Below are 22,170 nucleotides of genomic sequence, written 5' to 3' on the forward strand. Positions count from 1 at the left end.
GCGGGGCGGGCAGACGGTCACCGTTCGAGGTCGCGGGTGTTCTGCCTGGCGATGTTGTCGGTCATCCTGCGCAGGACCTTGAGGGCGGTGACGTAGTCCTCGTCGGGGATGCCGTCGTGGATCTCCGCCCGCAGGCCGGTCACGAGCTGCTTGATACGGGCCTTGGCGTCGCGACCCGACTCCGTGAGGACCAAGCGGTGAGCGGCGCCGAGCGTGAGCCAGCCGCGGTGCAGCAGCTGGTCGACGGCGCGGGAGATCTCCTGCGGGCCGTCCCCGACGTGCGCCAGCCGCTCGATCACCTCTTCGCGGACCCGCCCGTCGCCGACGTCCACGGTGTTCAGGGTCCACCACTGGGGCTGGGTGACATCGATCCGTGCCATCTCGTCGCGAATACGCCCGATGACCGCCCGGTGGGCCAGGCCGCTCCAGTAGCCGATGGGCTGAGCGGCGAGGGCGTCGTCCGGGGCGGCCGGGTCGGCGGGCATGAGCACGGTCTCGCGGTCCATGTGTCGTCGATCCTCACGGTGAAGCGGTTGGTATGCGGAAACGCTAGAACCTCGATCGAACGTGAGGTCAACAGGCGGCAGAACGGCACCTGCCCGCCTGCCGGGTGAGCCGGCAGGCGGGCAGGTGGTCTGGCATTCGGCGCACTCGTCACCGAGGGGGGAAGGGGCAGGCCCCCGCGCCCCGCTCCGTCACGCGACGAGCTCCTGGGTCTGCAGATTGCGCTTGTGCTGTTCCGCCCAGTTGGTCAGGGCCGCACCACACGCGTGGTCGAGATGGCGCAGGCCGCTGAGGTCGAGATCCACCTCCCGGTCGGCGGGCAGCGATTCGAGCTGGTCGAGGAGCTTGGGCAGCCGCAGGAACGTGGCGTTGCCGATCGCCCGTACGCGCACCGGGCCCTCGTCCTTCGGGTCGTCGATCTCCAGGTGGACGTGGGAGGTCTCCCACGCCGTCTTGGCGACGGCCAGCAGCAGTCCGATGAGGACGCCTTCGAACATGTTGATCAACACGATGGAGAGCGCGGTGACGAACAGCACGACCGCCTCGCCGCGGTGTTCGCGCCACAGCGGACGGAGTTCGCGCAGCGGTATGAGCTTCCATCCCGCGTGCACCAGAACGCCGGCCAGAGCGGCGAGCGGAACCACGCCCAGTGCTGCCGGGAACGCCGCGGCGAACACCAGCAGCCAGACGCCGTGCAGCACGCGCGATGCCTTGGTCTTTGCCCCCGCCTGCACGTTGGCGGCACTGCGCACGATGACGGCGGTCATCGGCAGCGCGCCGAGGATGCCGCAGACGGCGTTACCGGCGCCCTGAGCCATCAATTCCTTGTCGTAGTTCGTGCGCGGCCCGTCGTGCAGCCGGTCGACCGCGGCGGCGCTGAAGAGGGACTCGGCGGAGGCGATCAGCGCGAAGGCGAGAACCGTGCCGATCACCCCGATCTCGGTCAGCCGGCCGATGTCGGACAGGCCGGGCGGCTGGATCGCGTCCAGCAGACCACTGACCTGCACGCGCCGAACGGGCAGATCCAGCACCCACACCGCGATGGTCGCGAGCGCGACGGCGGCCAGCGGAGCGGGCAGGACGCGTGCGGCACGACGCCAACGGGGCCACAGCACCAGGACGGCGATGGTGCTGACACCGATGGCCAGCGCGGCCAACGCGGACCCGGAACGGACGGTGGCGGTGACCAACTGCGGCAGGGAGCCGATGTTCGCCAGACCGCTGCCGGGGGCCTTGGCGTCCGCGAGGGCGTAGAGCTGACCTGCGATCAGCACCAGACCGATGCCGGCGAGCATGCCCTGGACTACGGCGACCGAGATGGCCCGGAACCAGCGCCCGAGCTTGAGGGCGCCCATGGCCAGTTGCAGTGCACCGGCTGCCAGCACCAGCGCGCCGAGCGCGCCGATCCCGTACTCCTTGACCGCCTCGAAGACGAGGACGGTCAGGCCGGCGGCGGGACCGCTGACCTGAAGGCTGCTGCCGGGCAGCAGGCCGGTGAGCAGGCCGCCGACGATGCCGGTGACGAGACCCAGCTCGGCGGGGACGCCGGAGGCGACGGCCACGCCGACGCACAGCGGGACGGCGACCAGGAAGACGACGAGGGACGCGGTGAAGTCCGCCCGGAGGGGGGCGAGACGCTTGGTGAGCTGCATGCCGGCCCTCACAGGGGGAGGAAGGAGTCGGTGGCCGGCGAATGCGCCGACACCATGCCGGTGTGCACTTCGTAGAACCAGCCGTGCAGCTTCACCTCGCCGGATTCCAGGCGTTCGCGCACGCACGGGTATCCGCGCAGCCGCTCCAGCTGTTCGCTGACGTGCTGCTGGACCGCGGCCTCGACCGTCGGCCCCTCGTCCTTGGGCAGCCCGTCGGAGAGCTGTTGCGCGAGCCAGTCGCGGACCGCGGGCACGCCGTCGAGGTCGGCGCCGCGGGTCTTCGCGCTGACAGCGCCGCAGTGCGAGTGGCCGCACACCACGATGTCGGCGACTTCGAGTACCCGCATGGCGTACTCGATGGTGGCGGTCTCGCCGCTGGCCGGCATGCCCTCCTGGTAGGCGGGCACGGCGTTGCCGGCGGTCCGCAGCTCGAAGAGTTCGCCGGGTCGCGCCCCGGTGATCAGGGACGGCACGACTCGTGAGTCGGAGCAGGTGATGAACAGGGCGAGGGGCGACTGGCCTTCGGCGAGCCGGCCGAAGCGCTCTCGTTCCTCGCGCCGGTCGGCGATGCGGGCCGTCAGGCCCCGGGCATGCGTGATGAAGGTCTCCATGAGGAGGTCTCCTGCTGATGAGTAATGCCACTGGGAGGGTGGCTTGAACGTGCTGTGGTGCGGGCGGGTGGCGTGGCCACCGAGGCCCTCCTCAGCAGCGGAAGACGCAGTGCAGGACCGGGAGTTCGAGTGGTCTGAGGGCGCTGGTGTCCCATCCGTCGACCGGTGGACGTCCCGCCGCCGGAGCGGGGACGGACGTCGGGTCCGTACGGCAGGGAGGCAGCAGCCGGCCGGTGTGCTGGGGTATCCCGACGGAGTTCCGCGCGACGCGGCGGGGCTGTCCACGCTCCGCCTCGCGGTCGACGCTGTCCTCGCTGCTGTCGGACGACTCGTCGGGGGCCTGCGCGGCCCCTGACGGCTTGAGCGCGGCGCCCGCAGGGACCGCGGGCGCCGCCGCGGCGGGGGCGGTTGCCGCGCTGCCCAGGAGAAACGTGAGAATGACCAGGAGTGCGGTCAGCGGAATGCGGCACAGGCGGATGACCGGTATGCCCGGTGCGCCGTTGTCCTTCCGCATCATCGCCCTCCGCGTCGGCCTGCCGACGGGGTGGCAGGCTGAATGATCACTGGGATCCGGCCCGTCATGGGGGATCGTCCACATGGTTAAAGCTGCCCCAATAGTGCAGCATCCAGGTTTCCGGCGTGATAACGAGAAATGAAGCCATCTTCAGGTTCTTGCGGCATCTGGCAAGAACGTGGCCGACTGCCGGGCACCGGACGTCCACCCGGCGCCGGGGCGCGGACCACCGGGCGGAAAACCGTGGCGGCACGGCGTTCCGCGCGCGGGCGGCGCCTCTCGCTGCCCCCGGTCGGGGCGTTCACGGCTGCCCCGCGGGCTCGGGCGTACGGCTGACGGGGCCCGCCGCACGGGCCGCGAGGGCGAGCACCGGCACGGTCGCCAGCGCGAGGATCCCGCCGGTCCACGCGAGGGTCGGATAGCCGCCCAGGGCGATGACCGGCCCGGAGGAGATGCCCCCGGCGGCGCCGGCGATCGCGAGGCCCACGTCCACCAGCCCCTGCGCCGAGGCGCGGCGGTCGGGCGGCAGTGCGTCGGTGACGATGGCGGTACCGCTGATCAGGCCGAAGTTCCAGCCGAGGCCCAGCAGTACGAGCGCGGTGGCGAGCGCGGGGAGGGAGTGCGCCGGTGCCAGGGCGGCGACCACGCCGGCGATGAGGAGCGTCAGACCGGAGGCGGCGGCCATCCACAGCCGGCCGATCCGGTCGACGAGCAGACCGGTGAGCGGGGACGGCAGGAACATCGCCCCCACGTGCAGGGCGATGACGAGGCCGGCCGCCTGGGTGCCGTGGCCGTGCGCGCGCATGTGCACGGGCGTCATCGTCATGATCGCGATCATCACCAGCTGGCCGATCACCATGACGGTGGTGCCCGTGACCACCCCGCGTCGTTGCGCGCGGGTCGCGGCAAGGTCCCCTGAGACCTTCGGGGCGCCGGTGACGGCTGTGCCTGCGTCAGGATCCGTGCCCGGCACGGTGGTGGTGGGCGACGGCGCCGCATCCCTCGACGGGCGTACCGGCGGCAGCGGATCGGGGCGCAGGAAACAGGCCAGGACCACAGCGGCCGCACCGAAAGCGACGACGGCCAGCAAAAACGGCCCGGCGAGCCGGGGGAGGCCCCAGACGTGCGCGAACTCCCCGGTCACCGTCACCAGGTTGGGGCCGACGACCGCGCCGAGCGTGGTGGCGAAAAGTACCGTGCTGACCGCGCGGCCACGGCGCTCGGGCGAGGCCCGGTCCGCTCCCGCGTATCGCGCCATCAGGTTCGTGGCCGTTCCGGCTCCGTAGACGAGCAGCGCCAGGAACAGCAGGAGCACGCTGCCGACGGTCGCGGCCACGACGACGCCGAGGCTGCCGAGCGAGCCGACGGCGTAACCGAGGGCGAGTCCGGGCCGCCGGCCGTGGCGCCGGCAGACCTGGCCGATGCCGACCGCGCCGAGAGCCGCGCCCGCGGTGAACAGGGCGCTGGGCACACCGGCCATACCCGTGGAGCCGAGCATCTCCTCGGCGAGCAGTGCACCGACGGTGATCCCGGCCGCGAGTCCCGCGCCGCTGAGGATCTGGGACAGCACCAGGACCGTCAGGATGCGGCGTTGTTCCGGAGCCTCCCCGGCCCCGGACGGCTGCGGGGCACGGGGGCCCTCCGCGTCTGCGGGCACGGCCGCGGCAGCGGGGTGCGGTGACGGGGCGCCGTTCCGAGCCCTCATGGTTCCTTCCCGGCGGTGACGGATGGGGTGGTGCGGCGGGTGTGACGGCGGCAGGCCGCGGGCGGCAGCGCCGGGGCGGCTGCCGGCGGGGTCACTGTGCTGCCGCCATGGGTTCCAGCGCCGCGATCTGCGCGAGCGACAGGTCCATCTGCCGGTGAAGGAAGCGGACGATCGTCCAGTGCGGCAGTGCGCCCTCGTCGAACGGACCGAACTCCCGGCAGTACAACGGGATCCAGCGCAGTGCCTCTTCGATGGCCTGCTCCCGGCCCGGCTCCTGCTGGTAGTCCTCGTAGGCGATGCTGCGGTGTTCGATGAAGAAGCGGCCCGGCAGCCGCTCCTCGCACAGCTGCCGGTATTCGCGGGTCTGCAGGATGAGGTAGTGCCAGATCTCGTCGATGTCCTGCTCCACGGGCAGGAAGAGCCCGCCGAGCTGCTCGCGGTGGCGCGAGACGAGATACAGATAGCGCAGGCACTCGGTGACCTGGCGCTGCACGAACTCCCGTGGCTGCTCGCTCGTGGCGGCGAAGTGCGCGACCACCTCGGCGTGCAGCGCGTCACCGAGCAGGGCCGTGAGGTCGTCGGCGGATATCTGCGGCTGGCTGGTCATGGTGCTCCTGTCCGGGAATCGGTCGTCGGGTCAGGCGTCGGGTCGGTCGTCGTGCGCGAGCCAGGCGTACTTCCCCGAGGGGCCGATGGGGAGATGCGCGCGGTGATCGAGCCGGCAGCGGCGGCCGGTCAGCTCCCCGATGCCGTTCTCCAGCGATTCGGCCTCGGCCGGTGGGACGGGCGCTCCGGTGAAGGTCGTGTACGCGAGCCGGGCCTCGCGCTCACCGGTGACCCGCAGTTGGTGGAGGAAGACGTGTGGGGAGGCGGCGCCGACGCACCGGTCGAGGTCCCCTTGCGCGACCGGGCCGTGCGGTGAGTCGAGCAATTCCTTTTCCCGGCCGCAGAATTGGGAGATCTTGTCGGGATCGGGAGTGCCGTCCGAGGTGCGTACGCAGTCTCCGGAGCGGTACCGGATCAGCGGCATATGGGGGTTGCGCACGCTGGTGACGATGAGCTGGTAGATCGTGCTCCCCGGTGTGACCGGCAGGAGTTCGACGCTCATCTTGTCCAGATGCGGCCAATAGCGGCCCCGCTGGTCGCTGAAGAAGAGATAGCCGAGTTCGGTGCTGCCGAACAGGTCGATGATCGGGCACGCGAAATGCTGTTGGAGGAAGCGCCGGACATTCACCGGGGTGTACTCGTAGGCGTGGACGATGCTGGCGGGCGGCGGAAAAGCGTCCCACAGCCCCCATTCGCCGATTTTCCGCACGAGATGCGCGAGGTGGTAGCCGGAGCAGTCGAGGTGGTACCAGCCGCGGGGGTGCGCTGCCGCGGCGGTGCGTATCTCCCGCAGCATCCGCTCCACCTCCTCGCGCTCCCACAGCGCCGGGTCGAGCCGCAGGTTGAGATAGCAGGTGCGCTCGTCGAGCCACCGGTCGTCGAGGACGGGCACGGGCTGCGGTTCCACGCCGCGCTTCCTGGCGTTCACCCGGGCCACGTGTTCCGTCGCGAGGACGGTGGTCAGCGATACCCGTCGGCAGCCCGTCTCCCAGGTCTCGGCGATGTCGGGGTGCTCGCTCCACAGCTGGTAGTAGGAGCGCAGCAGGAAGTACGGGGGCCGGATGATCTGCATACGGGCGTGGTTGGTGCCCGTGGAGAGCACGAATTCCGCCTCGCCGGCCTCCAGCGCCGCGGCCAGCCGGGGTGTCATCCAGTTGTCGGGAAAGCCGCGCGCGATCTCCGGCTTGTCGAGCAGGGGAAAGTGTCCTTGCTCAAGCGACTTGCGGTAGATCGGAATGTCGCGGATCTGCTCGATCATCTCGGCAGTCGGCTGACCGTCCATGGAATTCCTCTGGAGCTCGGGAAGTCGGTGCTTCGCGGGGCGATCGGGGCGTCCCACCCGGGGCGGGCCGGCGGTCGGTGAACCGCCCGGCCCGCCCCGGGCCGGTCAACGGCCGGTCAGGAGATACAACCGGTCTTGGGCGTGGCGCTGATGCAGCCGGTCTTCGGCGCGGCGCTGATGCAGCCGTCCTTCGCCGCCTGCGCCGAGTTGGCGGCCACCCAGCCCCGCCAGACGTCGTCCTGGGCCATCTTCTTGATGAGCTGCTCCATGGGATACCTCCGAGAAGAGTCGGGACATGCGGCGCTGACCTGCACTGATGCCGCAGTACCGAACGTAAAAGGATTGCCAATCGAATGTCAATAAAAGGCAATGTCGGTGCCGCGCGAACCGGGTCCCGTGCGCCAACTTTGGCGGATTCCGACCAAGACGATCACCGCGGGGAACCAGCTGACGACTGGTCAGAAAGTGGCGGTGAAGGGAGCGCCGTTGCGCCGCACGGCGGCCATCGATCGGGTGACCCGTCGCGCCGGTCCGACGGCCCCGGTCCCCTGTGGGAAACGATCGGGACCGGTTCACCGGTACCAGCTCCACGGGGGTCTGCCGTGCGCATTCTGCTCATCGCCGGCGCGTTCAACAGCCTGACGCAACGCGTCCATGCCGAACTCGGCGACCGTGGCCACCACATGAGCGTGGAGCTGGTCGGCCGGGACACACCCCTCGCGGCCGTCGTGCGGCGCCACGCCCCGGACCTGATCGTGGCGCCGATGCTCAAGACCGCCGTTCCCCGCGAGGTCTGGAGCGCCTGCACCTGCCTGATCGTGCACCCGGGCCCGGTCGGCGACCGCGGACCCTCCTCGGTGGACTGGGCGGTCCACCTGGGGGAGAGGCGTTGGGGCGTGACGGTGCTGCAGGCGAACGACGAGATGGACGCCGGAGACATCTGGGCCTTCGCAGAGTGCCCCGTCCCCGAGGTGGGCAAGAGCGACCTCTACCGCAACGAGATCGCGGACGCGGCGATCGAGGCGGTCCTGTCGGCCGTCGCACGCTTCGCGTCCGGCACCTACCGGCCGCAGCCGCAGGACACCCTCCCGGCCGCGCGGAAGGCCGGGCGTACCCGGCCGCCGATGCGCCAGGACGTACGCCGCATCGACTGGAGCGACCCGACGGAAACCGTCGTCCGCAGGCTGCGCGCCGCCGATTCGCAGCCCGGGGTGCGCGACGAACTGCTCGGCGCCCCGTGGTTCCTGCACGGCGGCCACCCCGAGGACACCCTGACGGGCCCGCCGGGCACGCTGCTCGCCACCCGGTGCGGCGCCATCTGCCGCGCGACCGGCGACGGCGCGGTCTGGATCCCGGAACTGCGGCCGCCCCGAGGCCCGGGGGAGCCGGGCACGTTCAAACTGCCCGCGACGCTCGCGCTCGGTGACCGGCTGCCACCGCTGCCCGAACTCCCGGCCCCCTTGGACCCGGGCCAGGGTCCCCGCACCTGGAGCGACATCCGCTACCGGGAGGACGGCCCGGTCGGATTCCTCGGCTTCTCCTTCCCCGGCGGCGCGATGAGCACCGACCACTGCCGGCGCCTGCTCGACGCCTATCGCCACGCCTGTTCACGCCCGACCTCCGTGCTGGTCCTCGGCGGCGGCCGCGACTTCTTCTCCAACGGCATCCACCTGAACGTCATCGAGGCCGCGGCCGACCCCGCCGAGGAGTCCTGGGCCAACATCAACGCGATGGACGACCTCGTGCAGGCCGTCCTGACCACGACGGACCGGTGGGTGGTCGCGGCCCTCGGCGGCAACGCCGCTGCCGGCGGCGTCATGCTGGCCCTCGCCGCCGATGAGGTCTGGTGCCGCTCGGCCGTGGTGCTCAACCCCCACTACCGGCTGATGGGGTTGTACGGCTCGGAGTACTGGACCTACTCCCTCCCGGGGCGGGTCGGCCCCGAAACCGCCGCGCGACTCACCGAGCGGGCCCTGCCGGTCACCGCGGCGGCCGCGCAGCGGATCGGTCTGGTGGACCGGACCGTCGACTGCGCCCCACGGGACTTCACCGCCCGGACCGCCGCGCTCGCCGCCCGCCTGGCGTCGGCCCCCGCCCTCCAGTCGCGGATCGCCGCCAAGAAGGCACGGCGGGAACGCGACGAGGCGGACAGGCCACTCGCCGCCTACCGCGACCACGAGCTCGCCCGGATGCACGCCATCTTCTTCGACCCGGAGCGGCCCTACCACGCCCTGCGCCGCGCCTTCGTCCGCAAGGAAGCTCCGGCCGGCACGCCGCCCCACCTCAGCGCCCACGCCCTTGGCGCCTCGAAGAGCCGGCTGCCGTAACGCGTCGGGCAGCCCCGGGGCCCGTACACACCGGCCCGTCATCAGGCCGAGGTTCAGCCGATGCCCGCGCCACGCCCCAGCAACAGTGCGACATCGATCGTGGCGACGACGACAGCACCGATGAACGGCACCTTCGGCAGCTTTCGGGCCGTCAGCGCCCCGCCGGCCGCCACGGTCATGGACGCCGCGATGGCGAAGGCCCCGGCGACACCGGCCGGTTCCGGCCCGCCGAGAACGAGCACCACGGTGGCCGCCACCAGCGGAAGCGGCAGCAGCACCGCCGTCCGGCGCGGGCCCAGCCGCTGCGGCCAGCCGCGTACGCCCGTCGCCAGGTCGGCGGCGATGTCCGGAAGCACATTGGCCAGATGCGCCCCGACGCCGAGCAGCGCCGCCGCCGTCACCACCCACCAGGCAGGCCACGGCCGACCGGGCAGCCCCAAGGTCACGAAGGCGGGCAGCGAGGCGAACCCCACGGCGTACGGCAGCCAGGACAGGGGTGTGGCCTTCAGCCGCAGGTTGTACGCCCAGCCCGCGGCGACCCCGACGAGGTGGACAGCGCCGGCGAGCGGGCCGTAGGCGAGGGAGAGCGGCAGACAGAGCATCAGGGCCGCCACGGCCGCGGCGCGTACCGTCCGGGCGCTCACCGCGCCGGCGACGACCACCTTGGACCGCCGCCCCACGGCGCCGTCGCGCACCGCGTCGACGGCGTCATTGCTCCAGCCGATGGACAACTGCCCCGCCAGCACGGCGGCGGTCGCCGACAGCACTCGCGCACCCTCCTGCCCGGTGGCCGCCGTCAGCCCGCCCACGAGGAGGCTCACCACGGCGGTCGGCCCGGGGTGGCAGGCCCGCAGCAAGGCGCCCGCCGTACGCAGAGTCCGAAGGAGGCGTCGTGCGGGCCGCGGGGGAGCGCCGCACGTCTTGGGCGGTGGCCCCGCGGTCGCGACCGGTGCCCCGGCGGCCGCGTCCGGGCGGTCCATGGCGTCCACCCGCTGATGCTAGAGCCGCCCCGCCCCGGCCCCGGTCCACGCCATGCCGCGGGGTGCCGGCTCCACCTCGGAAGCACGCGGACACTACCGCCGGACGGGCGACTTGAGCGGCGTCGCGGTGTCGTGCCATGGCACCCAGGGGCATCCCTTGTGAGGTCACCGCGTCACCCGGCACCCGCCCCGGCATCCCGGCACGGCCACACGGCCGCCGTCAATCCGGCCCCCTCACCCGCTTCCGACCTCGGACCGCAGATGACCCGCATCGCAGCTGTCCATGGAGCCCTCCCTCCCCACCGGCACACCCAGCGCGAGATCACGGATCTGGTCGCCCGGATCTGCCTGCCCGACGGCACCGACCGCAGGGTCCTCGACCGGCTGCACCGCAGCGCACGGGTGAACACCCGGCACATGAGCCTGCCCCTCGAAAGCTACGCCGCACTGGACGGCTTCGGCGCGGTCAACGACGCGTTCATCGCCGGCGCCGTGAGCCTGGGAGCGGATGCCGTCAGCGGCGCGCTGGAGTCGGCGGGGCTGTCCCCGCGCGATGTCGACCTGCTGATGTTCACCTCGGTGACGGGCATCGCCGCGCCCTCCGTCGACGCCCGGCTCGTCGGCCGACTCGGTCTGCGACCGGACGTCAAACGACTGCCCGTCTTCGGGCTCGGCTGCGTCGCGGGAGCGGCCGGCATCGCCCGCCTGCACGACTACCTGCTGGGCCGGCCGGACGACGTGGCGGTCCTGCTCGCGGTGGAGCTGTGCACACTCACCTTCCAGCGCGACGACGCCTCCACGGCCAACCTCATCGCCGGCGCCCTGTTCGGGGACGGCGCCGCCGCGGTCGTCGCCTGCGGCGCGCGCCGAAGTGCTCCCCAGGACGCCACGGCGACGGCCGGTCCGACGGTGGTGGCCACCCGAAGCCATCTCTACCCGGACACCGAGCACGTGATGGGGTGGGACATCACCTCCGCCGGCTTCCGTGTGGTGCTCGACGCCGGCGTGCCCGACGTCGTACGCAAGAACCTCGCCGGCGACGTCGACGCCTTCCTCGCCGACCACGGACTGCGGCGCGCCGACATCACCGCCTGGGTCTCCCACCCCGGAGGGCCGAAGGTGCTGGAAGCGGTGGCGGAGTCCCTCGACCTGCCCGACGGCGCCCTCGATCTGACCTGGCGCTCGCTGGCCGAGGTGGGCAACCTCTCCTCGGCCTCGGTCCTGCACGTCCTGCGCGACACCCTCGCCGAGCGCAGGCCACCGCCCGGCACTCCGGGGCTGCTGCTCGCGATGGGGCCCGGGTTCTGCTCCGAACTGGTTCTGCTGCGCTGGTAGGGACAACTCATGCTCTGGTACGCCCTGTTGGTACTGGCCGTCGGCGTGGAGCGGCTCTCCGAACTCCGCGTCGCCCGCCGCAACGCCCGCTGGAGCGCCGCCCGCGGCGCCGTCGAATCGGGACGCCGGCACTACCCCGCGATGGTCGTCCTGCACACCGGGCTGCTCGCCGGCTGCCTCGCGGAATCCTGGCTGACCGGGCGCCCCTTCGACGCCGCGCTCGGCTGGACGATGACCGCGGTCGTGGCGGCCTCCCAAGCACTGCGCTGGTGGTGCATCCGCACCCTGGGGCCGCGCTGGAACACCCGCGTGCTGGTCGTTCCCGGCCTGCCTCCGGTGAGCGCGGGACCGTACCGCCTGCTGAGACACCCCAACTACGTGGCCGTGGTCGCGGAAGGGCTCGCGCTGCCCCTCGTCCGCGGTGCGTGGGTGACGGCGCTGCTCTTCGGGGTCCTCAACGCGGTGCTGCTCACCGTCCGGATCCGCTGCGAGGACCGGGCGCTGCTCCGCGAGGGCGCCGCCACCGGTGGCGGGTCCGGCCCGTCCGCCCGGCCCGCGGGCGCGGGCCGGTGATCGACCTGCTCGTCGTGGGCGGCGGGCCCGCGGGGCTGGCCGCGGCCATCCACGGGGCGCTCGCCGGGATGGAAGCGGTCGTGATCGAGCCGCGTGGCACACCCGTGGACAAGGCGTGCGGCGAGGGCATCATGCCCAGCGGGGTGCGTGCGCTGCGCGCCATCGGGGTGGACCTCGGCGGCGGGCACCCACTGCGCGGCATCCGCTACGCCGACGGCCGCCACCGTGTCGAGGCCGCCTTCCGCGACGGCACCGGCCTGGGGATGCGCCGCACCGATCTGCACACCGCCCTCTCCTGGCGGGCCGCCGCACTCGGGGTAAAGGTGCTGACCGGCCGGGTCGGTGAGGTGCGGCAGAGCGCGGACTCGGTGACCGCGGCCGGGCTGCGGGCGCGCTGGCTGATCGCGGCCGACGGTCTGCACTCGCCGGTCCGGCACGCCCTCGGCCTGCACCTGCCCGGCTCCCGTCCCCGGCGCTACGGCCTGCGCAGGCACTACCGCGTACCGCCGTGGACGGATTTCGTCGAGGTGCACTGGCCCGAGGCGGGTGCGGGGCCCGGCGAGGTCTATGTGACGCCGGTGGGGCCGCAGTTGGTGGGAGTGGCGGTGCTCAGCACGGCGCGGTGTGGTTTCGACGCCCATCTGGCCGGATTCCCCCGGCTCGCCCCGCTGCTCGACGGTCCCGCGGCGGACGCGGTACGCGGCGCCGGCCCTCTCCAGCAGCGCTCCCGTCGCCGCACCGCGGGCAGGGTGCTGCTCGTCGGCGATGCGGCGGGCTATGTCGACGCGCTCACCGGTGAAGGCATCGCGCTCGCCCTGGCCTCGGCCGGGGCGGCGGTCCGCTGTCTGCGTGCCGGCAGGCCGCGGGCGTACGAGGGGGAGTGGCGACGGCTCTCCAGGCGGCACCGGCTGCTGACGGAGGGGCTGGTGCGGTGGGGCGGTCGTCCGACCGCCGGCCGGCTGCTCGTCCCGGCGGCGGCGAGGGTGCCGTCCCTCTTCGGCGCGGCGGTCCGTGCGCTGCAATGAGGTGACGGGCTCTTGACGGGTAACGGGTCCGCTCACGGCCCGAGTTGATGAGGTGGTGCCCCGCAGTCGGTCGCCGGGTGTCGGTCAGCGGTTGCGGGGCACCGGAGCAGGCACGGTCGCCCGGGTCGCGGGCGGGAGGTGCCGTGCTGGTCAACCACCCCTGTGCGCGGGGTTCATGGCGAGGGCGGCAGGTACTTGTAGCCGATTCCGAAGACGGTGCGGATCGAGGAGCGCAGGCCCGGCCCCAGGCGACGGCGCAACCGGGCGATGTGCACATCCACGGTGCGGTCGCTGGACTCGCAGGAGGGCCATACGGCGGCCATGAGCTGCTGCCGGGTGAAGGCGCGCTGGGGGTGCAGGACGAGATGCGCGAGCAGGTCGAACTCCAGCCGGGGCAGGGACAGCTGGTGCCCCCCTACGGATACGGTCCTGGCGGCGGTGTCGAGGCGGATCGGGTCGGCAGCGGCGGCGGTCCTGGCGGCGATACGGGCGTTCGACGGGCGGGTGAGCGCGTCACGTGCCGGCGCCAGGATGATGTGGACCTCGTCCGATGGCAGCCGGTGGACCGATACGGGTTCGAGGTCGTGCAGGGTGAGTTGCCACTTGCCGTCGGGGAGCCGGTCGACCGCCACGGGTGGCCCTTCGTCGGACCCGGCGTCCGCCGGCCGGCGGAAGTCGGCCTCCGGGCGCAGGGCGAGGGTCGTCGAGGGATTCATGAACATGATCTGGGCCCATTCCTCTTGCAAAGCAGGCGTGTACGGACAGACATGGCGGTGCTCGACGTTCGATGTGCGGATGTCGTGCGGGGCGTTCGCGACGCGGTCCGGTGCTGGGGCGGGGTCGGCGAGCCGGCACGGGGGATACGGGTGTGCCCGGGGGCCAACTCGCTCCGTCAGTGCCGGAGAACGCTCGCGTGCATGCCCGTGCTCAGCCATGACGGGGGTCTGAAGCCACGGCTCCGGTCGGAACGAACGCTACATGTGATCACGCGGTTCCGGAAAGTAGCTACTGCTAATCACACGTGCTCTTCGGTCGTTCGAGGATCCGGCTCCCGGCGCGCCCGGAGGCGGCGGGCCGCAATCGCCGGAGGCGCCGCGGCGTTGTAGGGCAAGCGCATGAGGAGCCCGAGAGGTGGCGGGCGCGGCCGAGCGTTCCGGTGCCCCCGCGGGCCAGGGCGGGCGTCCAGCAGGCGGGACCGGCGTGGCGGGAAAACGCCGATGAACTGGCCGATACGCGGCGGTGCATGGCGGCGGGTGCTCATTCAATGCTTCTCGTCGCCGAACTGGGAGAGCGTTCAACAACTCGACGTCGAAACGACGTTGTGCCCGAGTATGGAGGGAATGTGAAGGGGTGAATATGCCAAACGAACGCGCAGGGCGTTAAGAAATGGCAAAGTCGCCCGCCGGGAGGGATCAGCGGGGGGCTGATTCCGCATCAATCCCCGTGGGTCGGAATCGTGTGGCGGCAGGTGATCCCGGCGACTGTTTTCGCATTGTGATGATGATGAGTAGGGTGTGGCCCGCTGCCGTGCGGGTCCGGGGAAGGGTCCAGTTGAATTCGGCACCAACAGAATGCATGCGCGGGGATGGCACCTTCAGGACCAGGAGGGGATCGTGACGGCCGGCTCTTTCGAGGGGCAGTACGTGTGGAGCCCGGCGGCCGATGACCGACAGCTCGCCCGCGCCTGTATGGATGTCAGAACCGGTCGCTACTTCCGCGCGCACGAGGTTCTGAAGGAGACCCGCGGGGATTTCGAGGTGCGGGCGCACCGTTCGCTCGTGCTGGCCTCCGAGGCCGCCGACTCCGATCTCGCCGAACGCTGGTGGGCGGAAGAGCCGGGCCCCGAGGCGGCCTTGCTGTGGGCGCGGGTGGCGATGCTCCGGGCGCTGCGCGCGGCCGACGCCGGCGACCCGCGCCGAGTGGCCCTGGCGCGGATAGCGCGGACGGCCGGCGAGCGGGCCGCGCACCTGCTTCCCGGTGACCCCACACCGTGGGTCGCCCAGCTGTCCTTGGCGCGTCTGGACCGGCCGCAGGATCCCGCTCCGCGGGGGCTGCTGACGGCGCCGAGCGGGCCGTGGTACCTCTTCGCCCACATTCTCCGGCTCGACCCCTGGCACCGCGAGGCGCACCACCGGTTCCTGTCGTTCTTCTTCACCCGCTACGGCGGTTCGTCCAGCGAGAGCTGGGACGTCGCCGCGTTCCTGAGCCAGCGGGCACCGGCCGGTTCGCCACTCCGGCTGCTGCCGCTGGTGGCCTTGGTCGAGGACTACGACCCGTCCGCCCTGCTCGCGGACCACACCTGGGAGCAGCCCCAGTGGGTCTCCACGGCGACGAGCATCCACCGCAACTGGTATCCGAGTGTTGCCGAATACCGTTTCACTCCGGTGCTGGATCTCGCGTATCTGGCGCATGCGCTGTTCATGGCGAAGCGCGAATTCGAGGCGCGGGAAGTCTTCACCGCGATGGGCCCTTATGCCTCGCGTATGCCCTGGAGCGCGTTCGGTGATCCCGAGGAGCAATTAACCAGAGCCCGGCGCTCGTGCGGACTTCCCGTACCCGGCGCCACCTGAACCGCGCCCGCGCCGTCAAAGAAGTCGGCGCGTGGCGTCTCCGGGTAGCGGTATCGCGGGATTCCTGACCGAAATCCTGTAATGCCCGACCAGCCCGGCTCGCTTCACCAGCCCAATGAGTCGGGGCCTTTGATTCTCGGCTCTGTCAGAAAGGTAGCGGTTGTGTCCGAGCGCACGTCTGTCACACGCTCGAAAACCCCCCATGACGCAAACCCCGTCACCCTCGATGATGACGCGACGCTCCATGCCATGGGCTATCCGCGCAAACTCACCCGTCGATTCCGCGCGTTCGACAATTTCGCGATCTCCTTCACCATCATCAACATCATCTCCGGGATCTTCTCCTCCTTCGGTTTCGGGATGGGCGCGGGCGGCCCGCGCATCCTGGTCTTCGGCTGGATCGGCGTATCGATCATGGTGCTGTTCGTCGGCGCCGCGATGGGCGAGATCGCCTCCGCCTATCCGACCAGCGGCGCGCTCTACTTCTCCGCGGGCAAGCTCGCCAAGCGCCACCGCGGCGCCTGGTCCTGGTACACGGGGTGGCTGAACTTCGTCGGGCAGGTGGGCGGCACGGCCGCCACCAACTTCGCCGCCGCCACGTTCATCCAGGCGTTCCTCGCCATGCAGTGGCCCTCCTACGAGGCCACGCCGCAGCAGACCGTCGGGATCACCGCGGCCATCCTCCTGCTCCAGGCGCTGGCGAATACCTACACGGTGCGGTTGGTTGCGGTGGTGAACCGGATATCCGTGTGGTGGCTGCTGATCGGCATGGTGGTGATCGTCGCCGCGCTCACCCTGATTCCGACACACCATCAGGACCCCTCGTTCGTCACGCACTTCGCCAACAACACCGGCTTCACCTACGCCGTTTACGGCGGAATGCTGGGCCTGCTGGTCACCAGTTGGACGTTCACCGGCTTCGACGGCAGCTTCCACATGTCCGAAGAAACCGTGAAGGCCACCGTCAACGCCCCGAAGGGCATCATGCGGGCGATCGGATACTCCGCGGTCGCCGGACTGATCCTCATGCTCGCGCTGGTCTATGCGATCCGTGACTACGATCATGCCGCGAGCGCGTCGGCCCCGCCGGTGCAGATTCTCATCGACGCACTCGGCGCCGGCACCGCCAAGTTGCTGTTGTTGATCGTGATCGGCGCCATGCTGTTCTGCGGCCTCGCCAACATGACCAGCAATACCCGCCAGATCTTCGCCTTCTCCCGCGACGGTGCGATGCCCGGCTCCCGTTGGTGGCATTCGGTATCGCCGCGTACCCGCACCCCCGTCAAGGCCGTATGGCTGGCCGCGGCCTGCCCGTTGGTACTCGTTCTGCCGGGCTGGTGGTCCCACACCGCATTCACGGCCGTGGTGAGCGTGAATGTCGTCGGACTGTTTCTCGCCTACGGAGTGCCGATCTTTCTGCGGCTCCGGCTGGACGACTTCCAGGCCGGGCCGTGGAATCTGGGGCGCTACGGCCGCCCCGTGGCGGCGGTCGCGGTGGCGTGGATCGTGCTCAGCAATGTGCTCTTCATGCTCCCGCAGGCCTCGCCGATCACCCCCAGCACGTTCAACTACGCCCCGATCGCTCTCGCGGTGGTGCTCCTGATCGCCACGGTCTGGTGGTTCGCCACCGCCCGCCATCGCTTCCAGGGGCCGGTCAGCTACGGGCGGCCCGACGAGGTGGCCGCGATGGACCTGATCTGACCCACGCCCGGATGACGGCGGGTCCGCCGGTGCGTTGCCACCGGCGGACCCGCCCATCGGTGGCGCGGCTGTTGCCGACCCCGGGATGCGATGACGTCAACACCCCGGCGAAAGAGCGGGCTTCAGGCTCCGACGGTGCCGTCGATGCCCTCGCGCAGAAAGTCCGCATGACCGTTGTGCCGGGCGTACTCGTGGATCAGGTGCAGCATCACCAGCCGGAGCGATACGTCCGCCTCCCACTTCGGCATGTAGCCGGTCACGTCGAGCGACTCCGCCGCCCGCTCGATCCTGCGCGCGTGCGCGACCTCCGCCTGCCAGACGCCGAACGCCTCCGTCCGGGTGGTGCCGGTCGTGTCGTACGCCTCCTGGAAGTCGCCCTTCGCCGACCAGACGAGCGGGATGTCCTCGCCGTTGATCACCCGGCGGAACCAGGTGCGTTCGACCTCCGCCATGTGCCGTACCAGGCCGAGCAATGACAGCGTGGACGGCGGCATCGACTGAAGGCGCAACTCCTCGTCGCCGAGTCCGTCGGTTTTCATGGCGAGGGTCGCCCGGTGGTAGTCGAGGTAGGCGCGCAGGGATTCCCGCTCTCCCGCACGCAGGGGCGGGTCGACGCGTTCCGTGGTCACAGCTGTTGTTCTCCTGGGCGGTGGGTGCCCCGTCACTCCCGCAGCCCGGGTTCCGGGATGCGGCCGAACAGGGGTGGTGGAGGGTCACATTAGGCGGTGACGGCGGGCCGGGCAGGGGGTTTCCCGTGCGGCCGATCCGGTGCTCGTGCGCGGTCTCCGTCGCCGGTCCTCACGGCCGTGGCTCACGGCATCGCCCCCGGGCCGGGAGGGCCGCCGCCGACCGGATGGCCGAGCAGGGCGCTACCCCGGCGGTACAGCCGCCAGCCCTTGGTCTGCAGGGATTCCGGCAGGGGGGAGGCCGGCGCGCCGGTCAGATGGGTCCACCGTGAGAAGTGCTCCGGCGGGGTGTCGGCGCGGACCGTCAGGCGGGCGATGCGCAGCGGATCGTCGGTGGCCGAGCTGAACGCGTTGCGGATGGCGCATGCGGAGGTCCAGCCGGCTTCCCGAGTGGTGCGGCGTACCGCGCGGCTGGAGTACCCGTGCGGATAGGCGAAGGCGAGGACGGGATGGTTGAGCGCGTCCTCCAGACGCCGTTTGCTGTCGACGATCTCGTGCCAGGCCCGCTGGGCGGGCAGCGTGTCCAGCTGCGGGTGGGTGACCGAGTGCCCGCCGATCTCGAAGCCGAGCGCGTCCAGTGCGGCGATCTGACGCCATGTCAGCATGTTGGCGGGAGGCAGCAGGCTGCCTCCCGGCTCGCCGCCGGGGGCATGGATGGCGCCGGTGGTGACGTAGAGCGTCGCGGGCAGCGCGCGCTCGGTCAGGAGCGGGGTGACCGCCTGGTAGAAGTCGGCGAATCCGTCGTCGAAGGTCAGCACGGCGCAGCCGGCCGGCAGCGGCGGGCCGCCCCGCATCGCCGCGATCAGCCGGCGCAGCGGCACCACGGTGAGCCCGCCGTCGGCGATCCGGTCGAGGTGCTCGGCGAAGACCCGCGGCGTGACCGTGTACGGGGCGATCCACGCGGGCGGGTCGTCGCTCACGGAGTGATAGAGGAAGACGGGTACGGCGCTCATGGCCGGTCCCTCCCGGGTTCGCGTCCACTCCCGCCCGGTGGCCCGAAGGGGCCGCACCGAAACGCCGCCACGCCCGGGTCCGGCGCCACGGTGCTGCCACCGTCAGGAGTGCCACTCATGGGCGCCCTCCAAGTCGGCTGCGACGGGGACGGGTGGGGAGACCGGCAGTGGCGGCGAGCTGCGTGGCCGGGACACCCCGAGGGCCCCCGGCCGGCGCCGGTCTCACCTGCGCACCCCAGGGTGCCGGGAGACGTTGCCCGCGGGCCCCGCAGCACGGGGTGTGCCTCCGCTCCCGCGGGCCGCGCCCTCAGCACGTCATGGCAGATACCGCTCGATGGCGGCGGGTCCTTCTTCATCGATGAGCCGCTTTGCCCAGGCGAGGCTCGCGGGGGTGGGCTCGCGGCCGGACGCCTTCACCAGGTCTTCCGGGTCGAAGGGCCGCTCGCCGCCGGTGTACAGCTCCGTCGGCCTTCGTTCGGCCGAGCTTTCCCTGCCATTGGTCGTCACAGGTCCTCCTCTGTCCGCGCCCCCGGGACCACTGGGCGGGGCGCTTGGTTCCATCATGCGACCGGCCCCGAACACCCGCACGACGTGCCGCGTGGCGAGCCCGGCCGGGCCCGCGCGGGTGCCGATCAGCCGACCGGCCGCGGGGTCCCGGGATAGTCCGGCGGAAACGCCTGCTCGGTCCAAATGGTCTTGCCGAACGGTGTGTAGCGCGTCCCCCAGCGCTGCACCAGCTGCGCGACGATGAACAGGCCGCGCCCGCCCTCGTCGTCGCTCGCGCTGTGGCGCAGGTGCGGCGAGGTGTGGCCGGTGTCGGAGACCTCCGTCAGCAGCGTCAGATCGCGCAGCAGGCGCAGGTGCAGCGGCCCGGACGCGTGCCGCACGGCGTTGGTGACGAGCTCGCTGACCACCAGCTCGATCGCGTACGACAGCTCCTCCAGGTCCCAGTCCCGCAGCTGCCCTGTGGCCAGTTCCCGGGCTCGGCCCACCGCGGCCGGCTCGGCGGGCAGTTCCCATTCGGCGACCTGCTGGGTGCCCAGTTCGCGGGTCCGCGCCAGCAGCAGCGCCGTGTCGTCGGGTGCGGTGGCGCTCGGCAGCAGCTCGGTCAGAACCCGGTCGCACAGTTCCTCCAAGGGCCGCCGGTTGTCGCTGAGGACCCGGCCCAGAGCGCCGAGCCCCACGTCGATGTCGCGGTCCCTGGCCTCGACCAGTCCGTCGGTGAACAGCGCCAGGAGGCTGCCCGCCGGAAGTTCGAGTTCCAGGGACTCGAACGGCAGGCCGCCGAGCCCCAGCGGCGGCCCGGCCGGCAGGTCCGGAAACGTCAGAGCGCCCTCGGTGTCGACGATCGCCGGTGGCAGGTGTCCGGCGCGGGCCATGGTGCAGAGCCGGGAGACGGGGTCGTAGATGGCGTAGAGACAGGTCACCCCGATGGCCATGTCATCCGGCAGGGCGACGTCCGGGCCCAGGGCCGTCGCCTGGTCCTCCGCCGTCTGCCCCACCAGGTCGTCCAGCCGGCTCAGCAGTTCGTCCGGGGGCAGATCCAGCTGGGCCAGCGCGCGCACCGTCGTGCGCAGCCGCCCCATGGTCGCGGCCGCCTGCAGGCCGTGTCCGACGACGTCCCCGACGACCAGACCGACCCGGGCGCCGGACAGCCCGATGACGTCGAACCAGTCGCCGCCGACGCCGGACCGGTCGTCGCTCGGCATGTAGCGGTAGGCCAGGTCGACCGCGGACTGGGCGGGCAGGTGCTGCGGCAGCAGGTCGCGCTGGAGGGCCAGGGAGGCGGACCGTTCGCGCGCGAAGCGCCGGGCGTTGTCGATGCAGACGGCCGTTCGGGTGACCAGCTCGTCCGCGAGGTCGATCTCGCCGCTGTCGAAGACCGCGGAATGCCGGCTCCGCACGAAGGTGACCAGGCCCAACGGGCTGCCACCGACCCGCAACGGCACCACCATCGTGTTCTCGTCGTGCGCCATGCCGCCCGAGGACAGGCTGCGGTACTGGGACGACCCGGGCGGATAGTCGATGCGGTAGGGGGTCTCCGGCTCACCGAGGCCGGGCTGCGAGGCGGAGCGGGAGGCGACGCGCAGCAGCGGGGGCACCGTGCCGCTCGCGTGGTCCGGCTCCGCGCCGTCCAGGACCGCCCGCGACAGGTCGACGGTGACCGCGGTGGCGAAAGCGGGGACGGCCACTTCGGTGATCTCCCGGGCGGTGACCGTCACGTCGAGTGTGGTGCCGATCCGGAGGCCCGCCTCCACCAGGAGATTCAGCCGGCGCTGGGCCTGGTAGCGGTCCGTGATGTCGAAGGCGTCCTCACAGACCCCCAGGATCTTTCCCTGCGCGTCCTGCAGCCGGTAGTAGGAGCACGACCAGACGTGCTCGGTTTCGGGGTCGGTGGGCGGCTGGCCCACGAAGTGCAGGTCGAGGATCGATTCGCCGCTCTCCAGCACATGCCCCATGACCTCTTCGAGGCTGCGCGGATAGCCCTCGGTCACGAACACGCCCTTGGGATAGAGATCGTCGGCCCGACTGCCCAGCAGCTCCCGCAGGGGAACCCCGATCTCCAGGCCGTACGCGGCGTTGAACCAGGTCAGGCGCAGATCGGTGTCATAGGTGGCCAGGCCGACCGGGGACTGGGTCGCCAGGCCGTGCAGCATGGCCTGGCGGGACTGCCAGCTCCGTACGCCGTCCAGCTCCGCCACCACCAAGACCCGCGCGGACTCCGTCCCCTTGCCGGCCACCGGGCAGGTCGTCATCGCCACGTGCAGCAGTCGGCCGTCCCGGTGGACCGCCGTACGGGCCTCGCTGCCGCTCAGCGGGGTCACCGGCCGGCCGGTGAGGCCGGGGTCGGCGACGGGCGGCAGGAACGTCTCCAGGGGGAGACCGATGATGTCGTCCGGGGTGTAGCCGAGGAGTTCCTCCGCCGCCGCGCTCCAGCCGATGACCAGGTTCTGGGCGTCCAGGACCGCGGTGGCCGCCCTGGTGACGTCGAGGGGACCACGGAAGTCGGCGCTCTGCGCCGTGTTCCATGCGTTCATGGCATCAACCCAGCCCGGTTCCGTAACTACCAGCATCGAGCCGGATCACCACCGGCACAACCTGCGTCCGCCCTCCGTGCGGCTCCCCGGCCTCGCTGGCAGAGTGGG

General features: G+C 71.6%; 20 protein-coding genes. 6 read left to right on the top strand and 14 right to left on the bottom strand.

Translation table 11 applies throughout. The annotated features are described in order from the left end of the window. Positions 1-17: 17 nt before the first annotated feature. The 8 genes from QOM21_RS32255 to QOM21_RS32290 all read right to left on the bottom strand — a co-directional run bounded on the left by QOM21_RS32255 (position 18) and on the right by QOM21_RS32290 (position 7,143). Positions 18-506 (bottom strand): MarR family winged helix-turn-helix transcriptional regulator, encoded by a 489-nt coding sequence (locus QOM21_RS32255; RefSeq protein ID WP_407554535.1) that lies wholly within the window; start codon positions 504-506, stop codon positions 18-20. 189 nt (positions 507-695) lie between these two features. Next, a complete protein-coding gene (locus QOM21_RS32260; RefSeq protein ID WP_407554536.1) occupies positions 696-2,156 on the bottom strand; it encodes a SulP family inorganic anion transporter in 1,461 nt (486 codons plus the stop codon). 8 nt (positions 2,157-2,164) lie between these two features. Continuing rightward, on the bottom strand, positions 2,165-2,767 hold the full coding sequence (locus QOM21_RS32265; RefSeq protein ID WP_407554537.1) for a carbonic anhydrase: 603 nt from the start codon (positions 2,765-2,767) through the stop codon (positions 2,165-2,167). A 91-nt stretch (positions 2,768-2,858) separates the two neighbouring features. Beyond that, positions 2,859-3,284, bottom strand: coding sequence for a hypothetical protein (locus tag QOM21_RS32270; RefSeq protein ID WP_407554538.1), 426 nt, complete (start codon positions 3,282-3,284; stop codon positions 2,859-2,861). A gap of 298 nt (positions 3,285-3,582) precedes the next feature. Beyond that, a complete protein-coding gene (locus QOM21_RS32275) occupies positions 3,583-4,986 on the bottom strand; it encodes an MFS transporter (protein WP_407554539.1) in 1,404 nt (467 codons plus the stop codon). Positions 4,987-5,077: 91 nt separating this feature from the next. Continuing rightward, complete coding sequence (locus QOM21_RS32280) at positions 5,078-5,593, bottom strand: hypothetical protein (protein ID WP_407554540.1); 516 nt, start codon at positions 5,591-5,593, stop codon at positions 5,078-5,080. 30 nt (positions 5,594-5,623) lie between these two features. Continuing rightward, entirely contained in the window at positions 5,624-6,874 is a 1,251-nt protein-coding gene (locus QOM21_RS32285) for a hypothetical protein (protein ID WP_407554541.1), read from the bottom strand. A 116-nt stretch (positions 6,875-6,990) separates the two neighbouring features. Beyond that, positions 6,991-7,143: a hypothetical protein gene (locus QOM21_RS32290; RefSeq protein ID WP_407554542.1), complete on the bottom strand. Its 153-nt coding sequence runs from the start codon at positions 7,141-7,143 to the stop codon at positions 6,991-6,993. Between the two features lie 333 nt (positions 7,144-7,476). Here QOM21_RS32290 and QOM21_RS32295 point away from each other — a divergent pair, with 333 nt between their 5' ends. Beyond that, positions 7,477-9,201, top strand: a complete 1,725-nt coding sequence (locus QOM21_RS32295; RefSeq protein WP_407554543.1) for a hydrogenase maturation protein — start codon at positions 7,477-7,479, stop codon at positions 9,199-9,201. 53 nt (positions 9,202-9,254) lie between these two features. Here the strand turns inward: QOM21_RS32295 and QOM21_RS32300 are convergent, their stop codons facing one another. Next, positions 9,255-10,181: a UbiA family prenyltransferase gene (locus QOM21_RS32300; RefSeq protein WP_407555950.1), complete on the bottom strand. Its 927-nt coding sequence runs from the start codon at positions 10,179-10,181 to the stop codon at positions 9,255-9,257. 261 nt (positions 10,182-10,442) lie between these two features. Here QOM21_RS32300 and QOM21_RS32305 point away from each other — a divergent pair, with 261 nt between their 5' ends. Genes QOM21_RS32305 through QOM21_RS32315 form a run of 3 tightly spaced genes read left to right on the top strand, consistent with a single transcriptional unit; the run spans position 10,443 to position 13,114 of the window. Continuing rightward, positions 10,443-11,516, top strand: coding sequence for a type III polyketide synthase (locus QOM21_RS32305; RefSeq protein WP_407554544.1), 1,074 nt, complete (start codon positions 10,443-10,445; stop codon positions 11,514-11,516). A gap of 9 nt (positions 11,517-11,525) precedes the next feature. Then, positions 11,526-12,089, top strand: a complete 564-nt coding sequence (locus QOM21_RS32310) for an isoprenylcysteine carboxyl methyltransferase family protein (RefSeq protein WP_407554545.1) — start codon at positions 11,526-11,528, stop codon at positions 12,087-12,089. Next, on the top strand, positions 12,086-13,114 hold the full coding sequence (locus QOM21_RS32315; protein WP_407554546.1) for an NAD(P)/FAD-dependent oxidoreductase: 1,029 nt from the start codon (positions 12,086-12,088) through the stop codon (positions 13,112-13,114). The genes QOM21_RS32310 and QOM21_RS32315 overlap by 4 nt, the downstream gene beginning before the upstream one ends. Before the next feature lie 173 nt (positions 13,115-13,287). On the opposite strand, the gene QOM21_RS32320 is transcribed toward QOM21_RS32315, so the two are convergent. Next, positions 13,288-13,836, bottom strand: a complete 549-nt coding sequence (locus tag QOM21_RS32320) for a winged helix-turn-helix domain-containing protein (protein ID WP_407554547.1) — start codon at positions 13,834-13,836, stop codon at positions 13,288-13,290. Positions 13,837-14,727: 891 nt separating this feature from the next. On the opposite strand from QOM21_RS32320, the gene QOM21_RS32325 reads away from it, so the two are divergent. Further along, the gene (locus tag QOM21_RS32325; protein ID WP_407554548.1) at positions 14,728-15,684 is read left to right on the top strand and encodes a hypothetical protein; all 957 of its coding nucleotides are present in this window, start codon (positions 14,728-14,730) and stop codon (positions 15,682-15,684) included. A gap of 249 nt (positions 15,685-15,933) precedes the next feature. Then, entirely contained in the window at positions 15,934-17,385 is a 1,452-nt protein-coding gene (locus QOM21_RS32330; protein ID WP_407555952.1) for an amino acid permease, read from the top strand. A gap of 122 nt (positions 17,386-17,507) precedes the next feature. On the opposite strand, the gene QOM21_RS32335 is transcribed toward QOM21_RS32330, so the two are convergent. From QOM21_RS32335 to QOM21_RS32350, 4 genes are all read right to left on the bottom strand, one after another. After that, positions 17,508-18,014, bottom strand: a complete 507-nt coding sequence (locus QOM21_RS32335) for a DinB family protein (protein WP_407554549.1) — start codon at positions 18,012-18,014, stop codon at positions 17,508-17,510. Between the two features lie 182 nt (positions 18,015-18,196). Beyond that, the gene (locus QOM21_RS32340) at positions 18,197-19,024 is read right to left on the bottom strand and encodes a polysaccharide deacetylase family protein (RefSeq protein WP_407554550.1); all 828 of its coding nucleotides are present in this window, start codon (positions 19,022-19,024) and stop codon (positions 18,197-18,199) included. A 315-nt stretch (positions 19,025-19,339) separates the two neighbouring features. Continuing rightward, complete coding sequence (locus QOM21_RS32345; RefSeq protein WP_393895095.1) at positions 19,340-19,531, bottom strand: hypothetical protein; 192 nt, start codon at positions 19,529-19,531, stop codon at positions 19,340-19,342. Between the two features lie 125 nt (positions 19,532-19,656). Continuing rightward, positions 19,657-22,062: a SpoIIE family protein phosphatase gene (locus QOM21_RS32350; RefSeq protein WP_407554551.1), complete on the bottom strand. Its 2,406-nt coding sequence runs from the start codon at positions 22,060-22,062 to the stop codon at positions 19,657-19,659. Between the last annotated feature and the right edge of the window lie 108 nt (positions 22,063-22,170).

The sequence above is a fragment of the Streptomyces sp. Pv4-95 genome, from assembly GCF_045782725.1.
Taxonomy (GTDB): domain Bacteria; phylum Actinomycetota; class Actinomycetes; order Streptomycetales; family Streptomycetaceae; genus Streptomyces.

Excerpts from the sequence above, each read along its gene's own strand:
- QOM21_RS32255 (WP_407554535.1), bottom strand. The coding sequence starts at position 506 with ATGGACCGCGAGACCGTGCTCATGCCCGCCGACCCGGCCGCCCCGGAC.
- QOM21_RS32265 (WP_407554537.1), bottom strand. The coding sequence starts at position 2,767 with ATGGAGACCTTCATCACGCATGCCCGGGGCCTGACGGCCCGCATCGCC.
- QOM21_RS32330 (WP_407555952.1), top strand. The coding sequence starts at position 15,934 with ATGGGCTATCCGCGCAAACTCACCCGTCGATTCCGCGCGTTCGACAAT.
- QOM21_RS32280 (WP_407554540.1), bottom strand. The coding sequence starts at position 5,593 with ATGACCAGCCAGCCGCAGATATCCGCCGACGACCTCACGGCCCTGCTC.
- QOM21_RS32340 (WP_407554550.1), bottom strand. The coding sequence starts at position 19,024 with ATGAGCGCCGTACCCGTCTTCCTCTATCACTCCGTGAGCGACGACCCG.
- QOM21_RS32320 (WP_407554547.1), bottom strand. The coding sequence starts at position 13,836 with ATGTTCATGAATCCCTCGACGACCCTCGCCCTGCGCCCGGAGGCCGAC.
- QOM21_RS32285 (WP_407554541.1), bottom strand. The coding sequence starts at position 6,874 with ATGGACGGTCAGCCGACTGCCGAGATGATCGAGCAGATCCGCGACATT.
- QOM21_RS32305 (WP_407554544.1), top strand. The coding sequence starts at position 10,443 with ATGACCCGCATCGCAGCTGTCCATGGAGCCCTCCCTCCCCACCGGCAC.
- QOM21_RS32300 (WP_407555950.1), bottom strand. The coding sequence starts at position 10,181 with ATGGACCGCCCGGACGCGGCCGCCGGGGCACCGGTCGCGACCGCGGGG.
- QOM21_RS32275 (WP_407554539.1), bottom strand. The coding sequence starts at position 4,986 with ATGAGGGCTCGGAACGGCGCCCCGTCACCGCACCCCGCTGCCGCGGCC.
- QOM21_RS32260 (WP_407554536.1), bottom strand. The coding sequence starts at position 2,156 with ATGCAGCTCACCAAGCGTCTCGCCCCCCTCCGGGCGGACTTCACCGCG.
- QOM21_RS32290 (WP_407554542.1), bottom strand. The coding sequence starts at position 7,143 with ATGGAGCAGCTCATCAAGAAGATGGCCCAGGACGACGTCTGGCGGGGC.
- QOM21_RS32310 (WP_407554545.1), top strand. The coding sequence starts at position 11,526 with ATGCTCTGGTACGCCCTGTTGGTACTGGCCGTCGGCGTGGAGCGGCTC.
- QOM21_RS32350 (WP_407554551.1), bottom strand. The coding sequence starts at position 22,062 with ATGAACGCATGGAACACGGCGCAGAGCGCCGACTTCCGTGGTCCCCTC.
- QOM21_RS32270 (WP_407554538.1), bottom strand. The coding sequence starts at position 3,284 with ATGATGCGGAAGGACAACGGCGCACCGGGCATACCGGTCATCCGCCTG.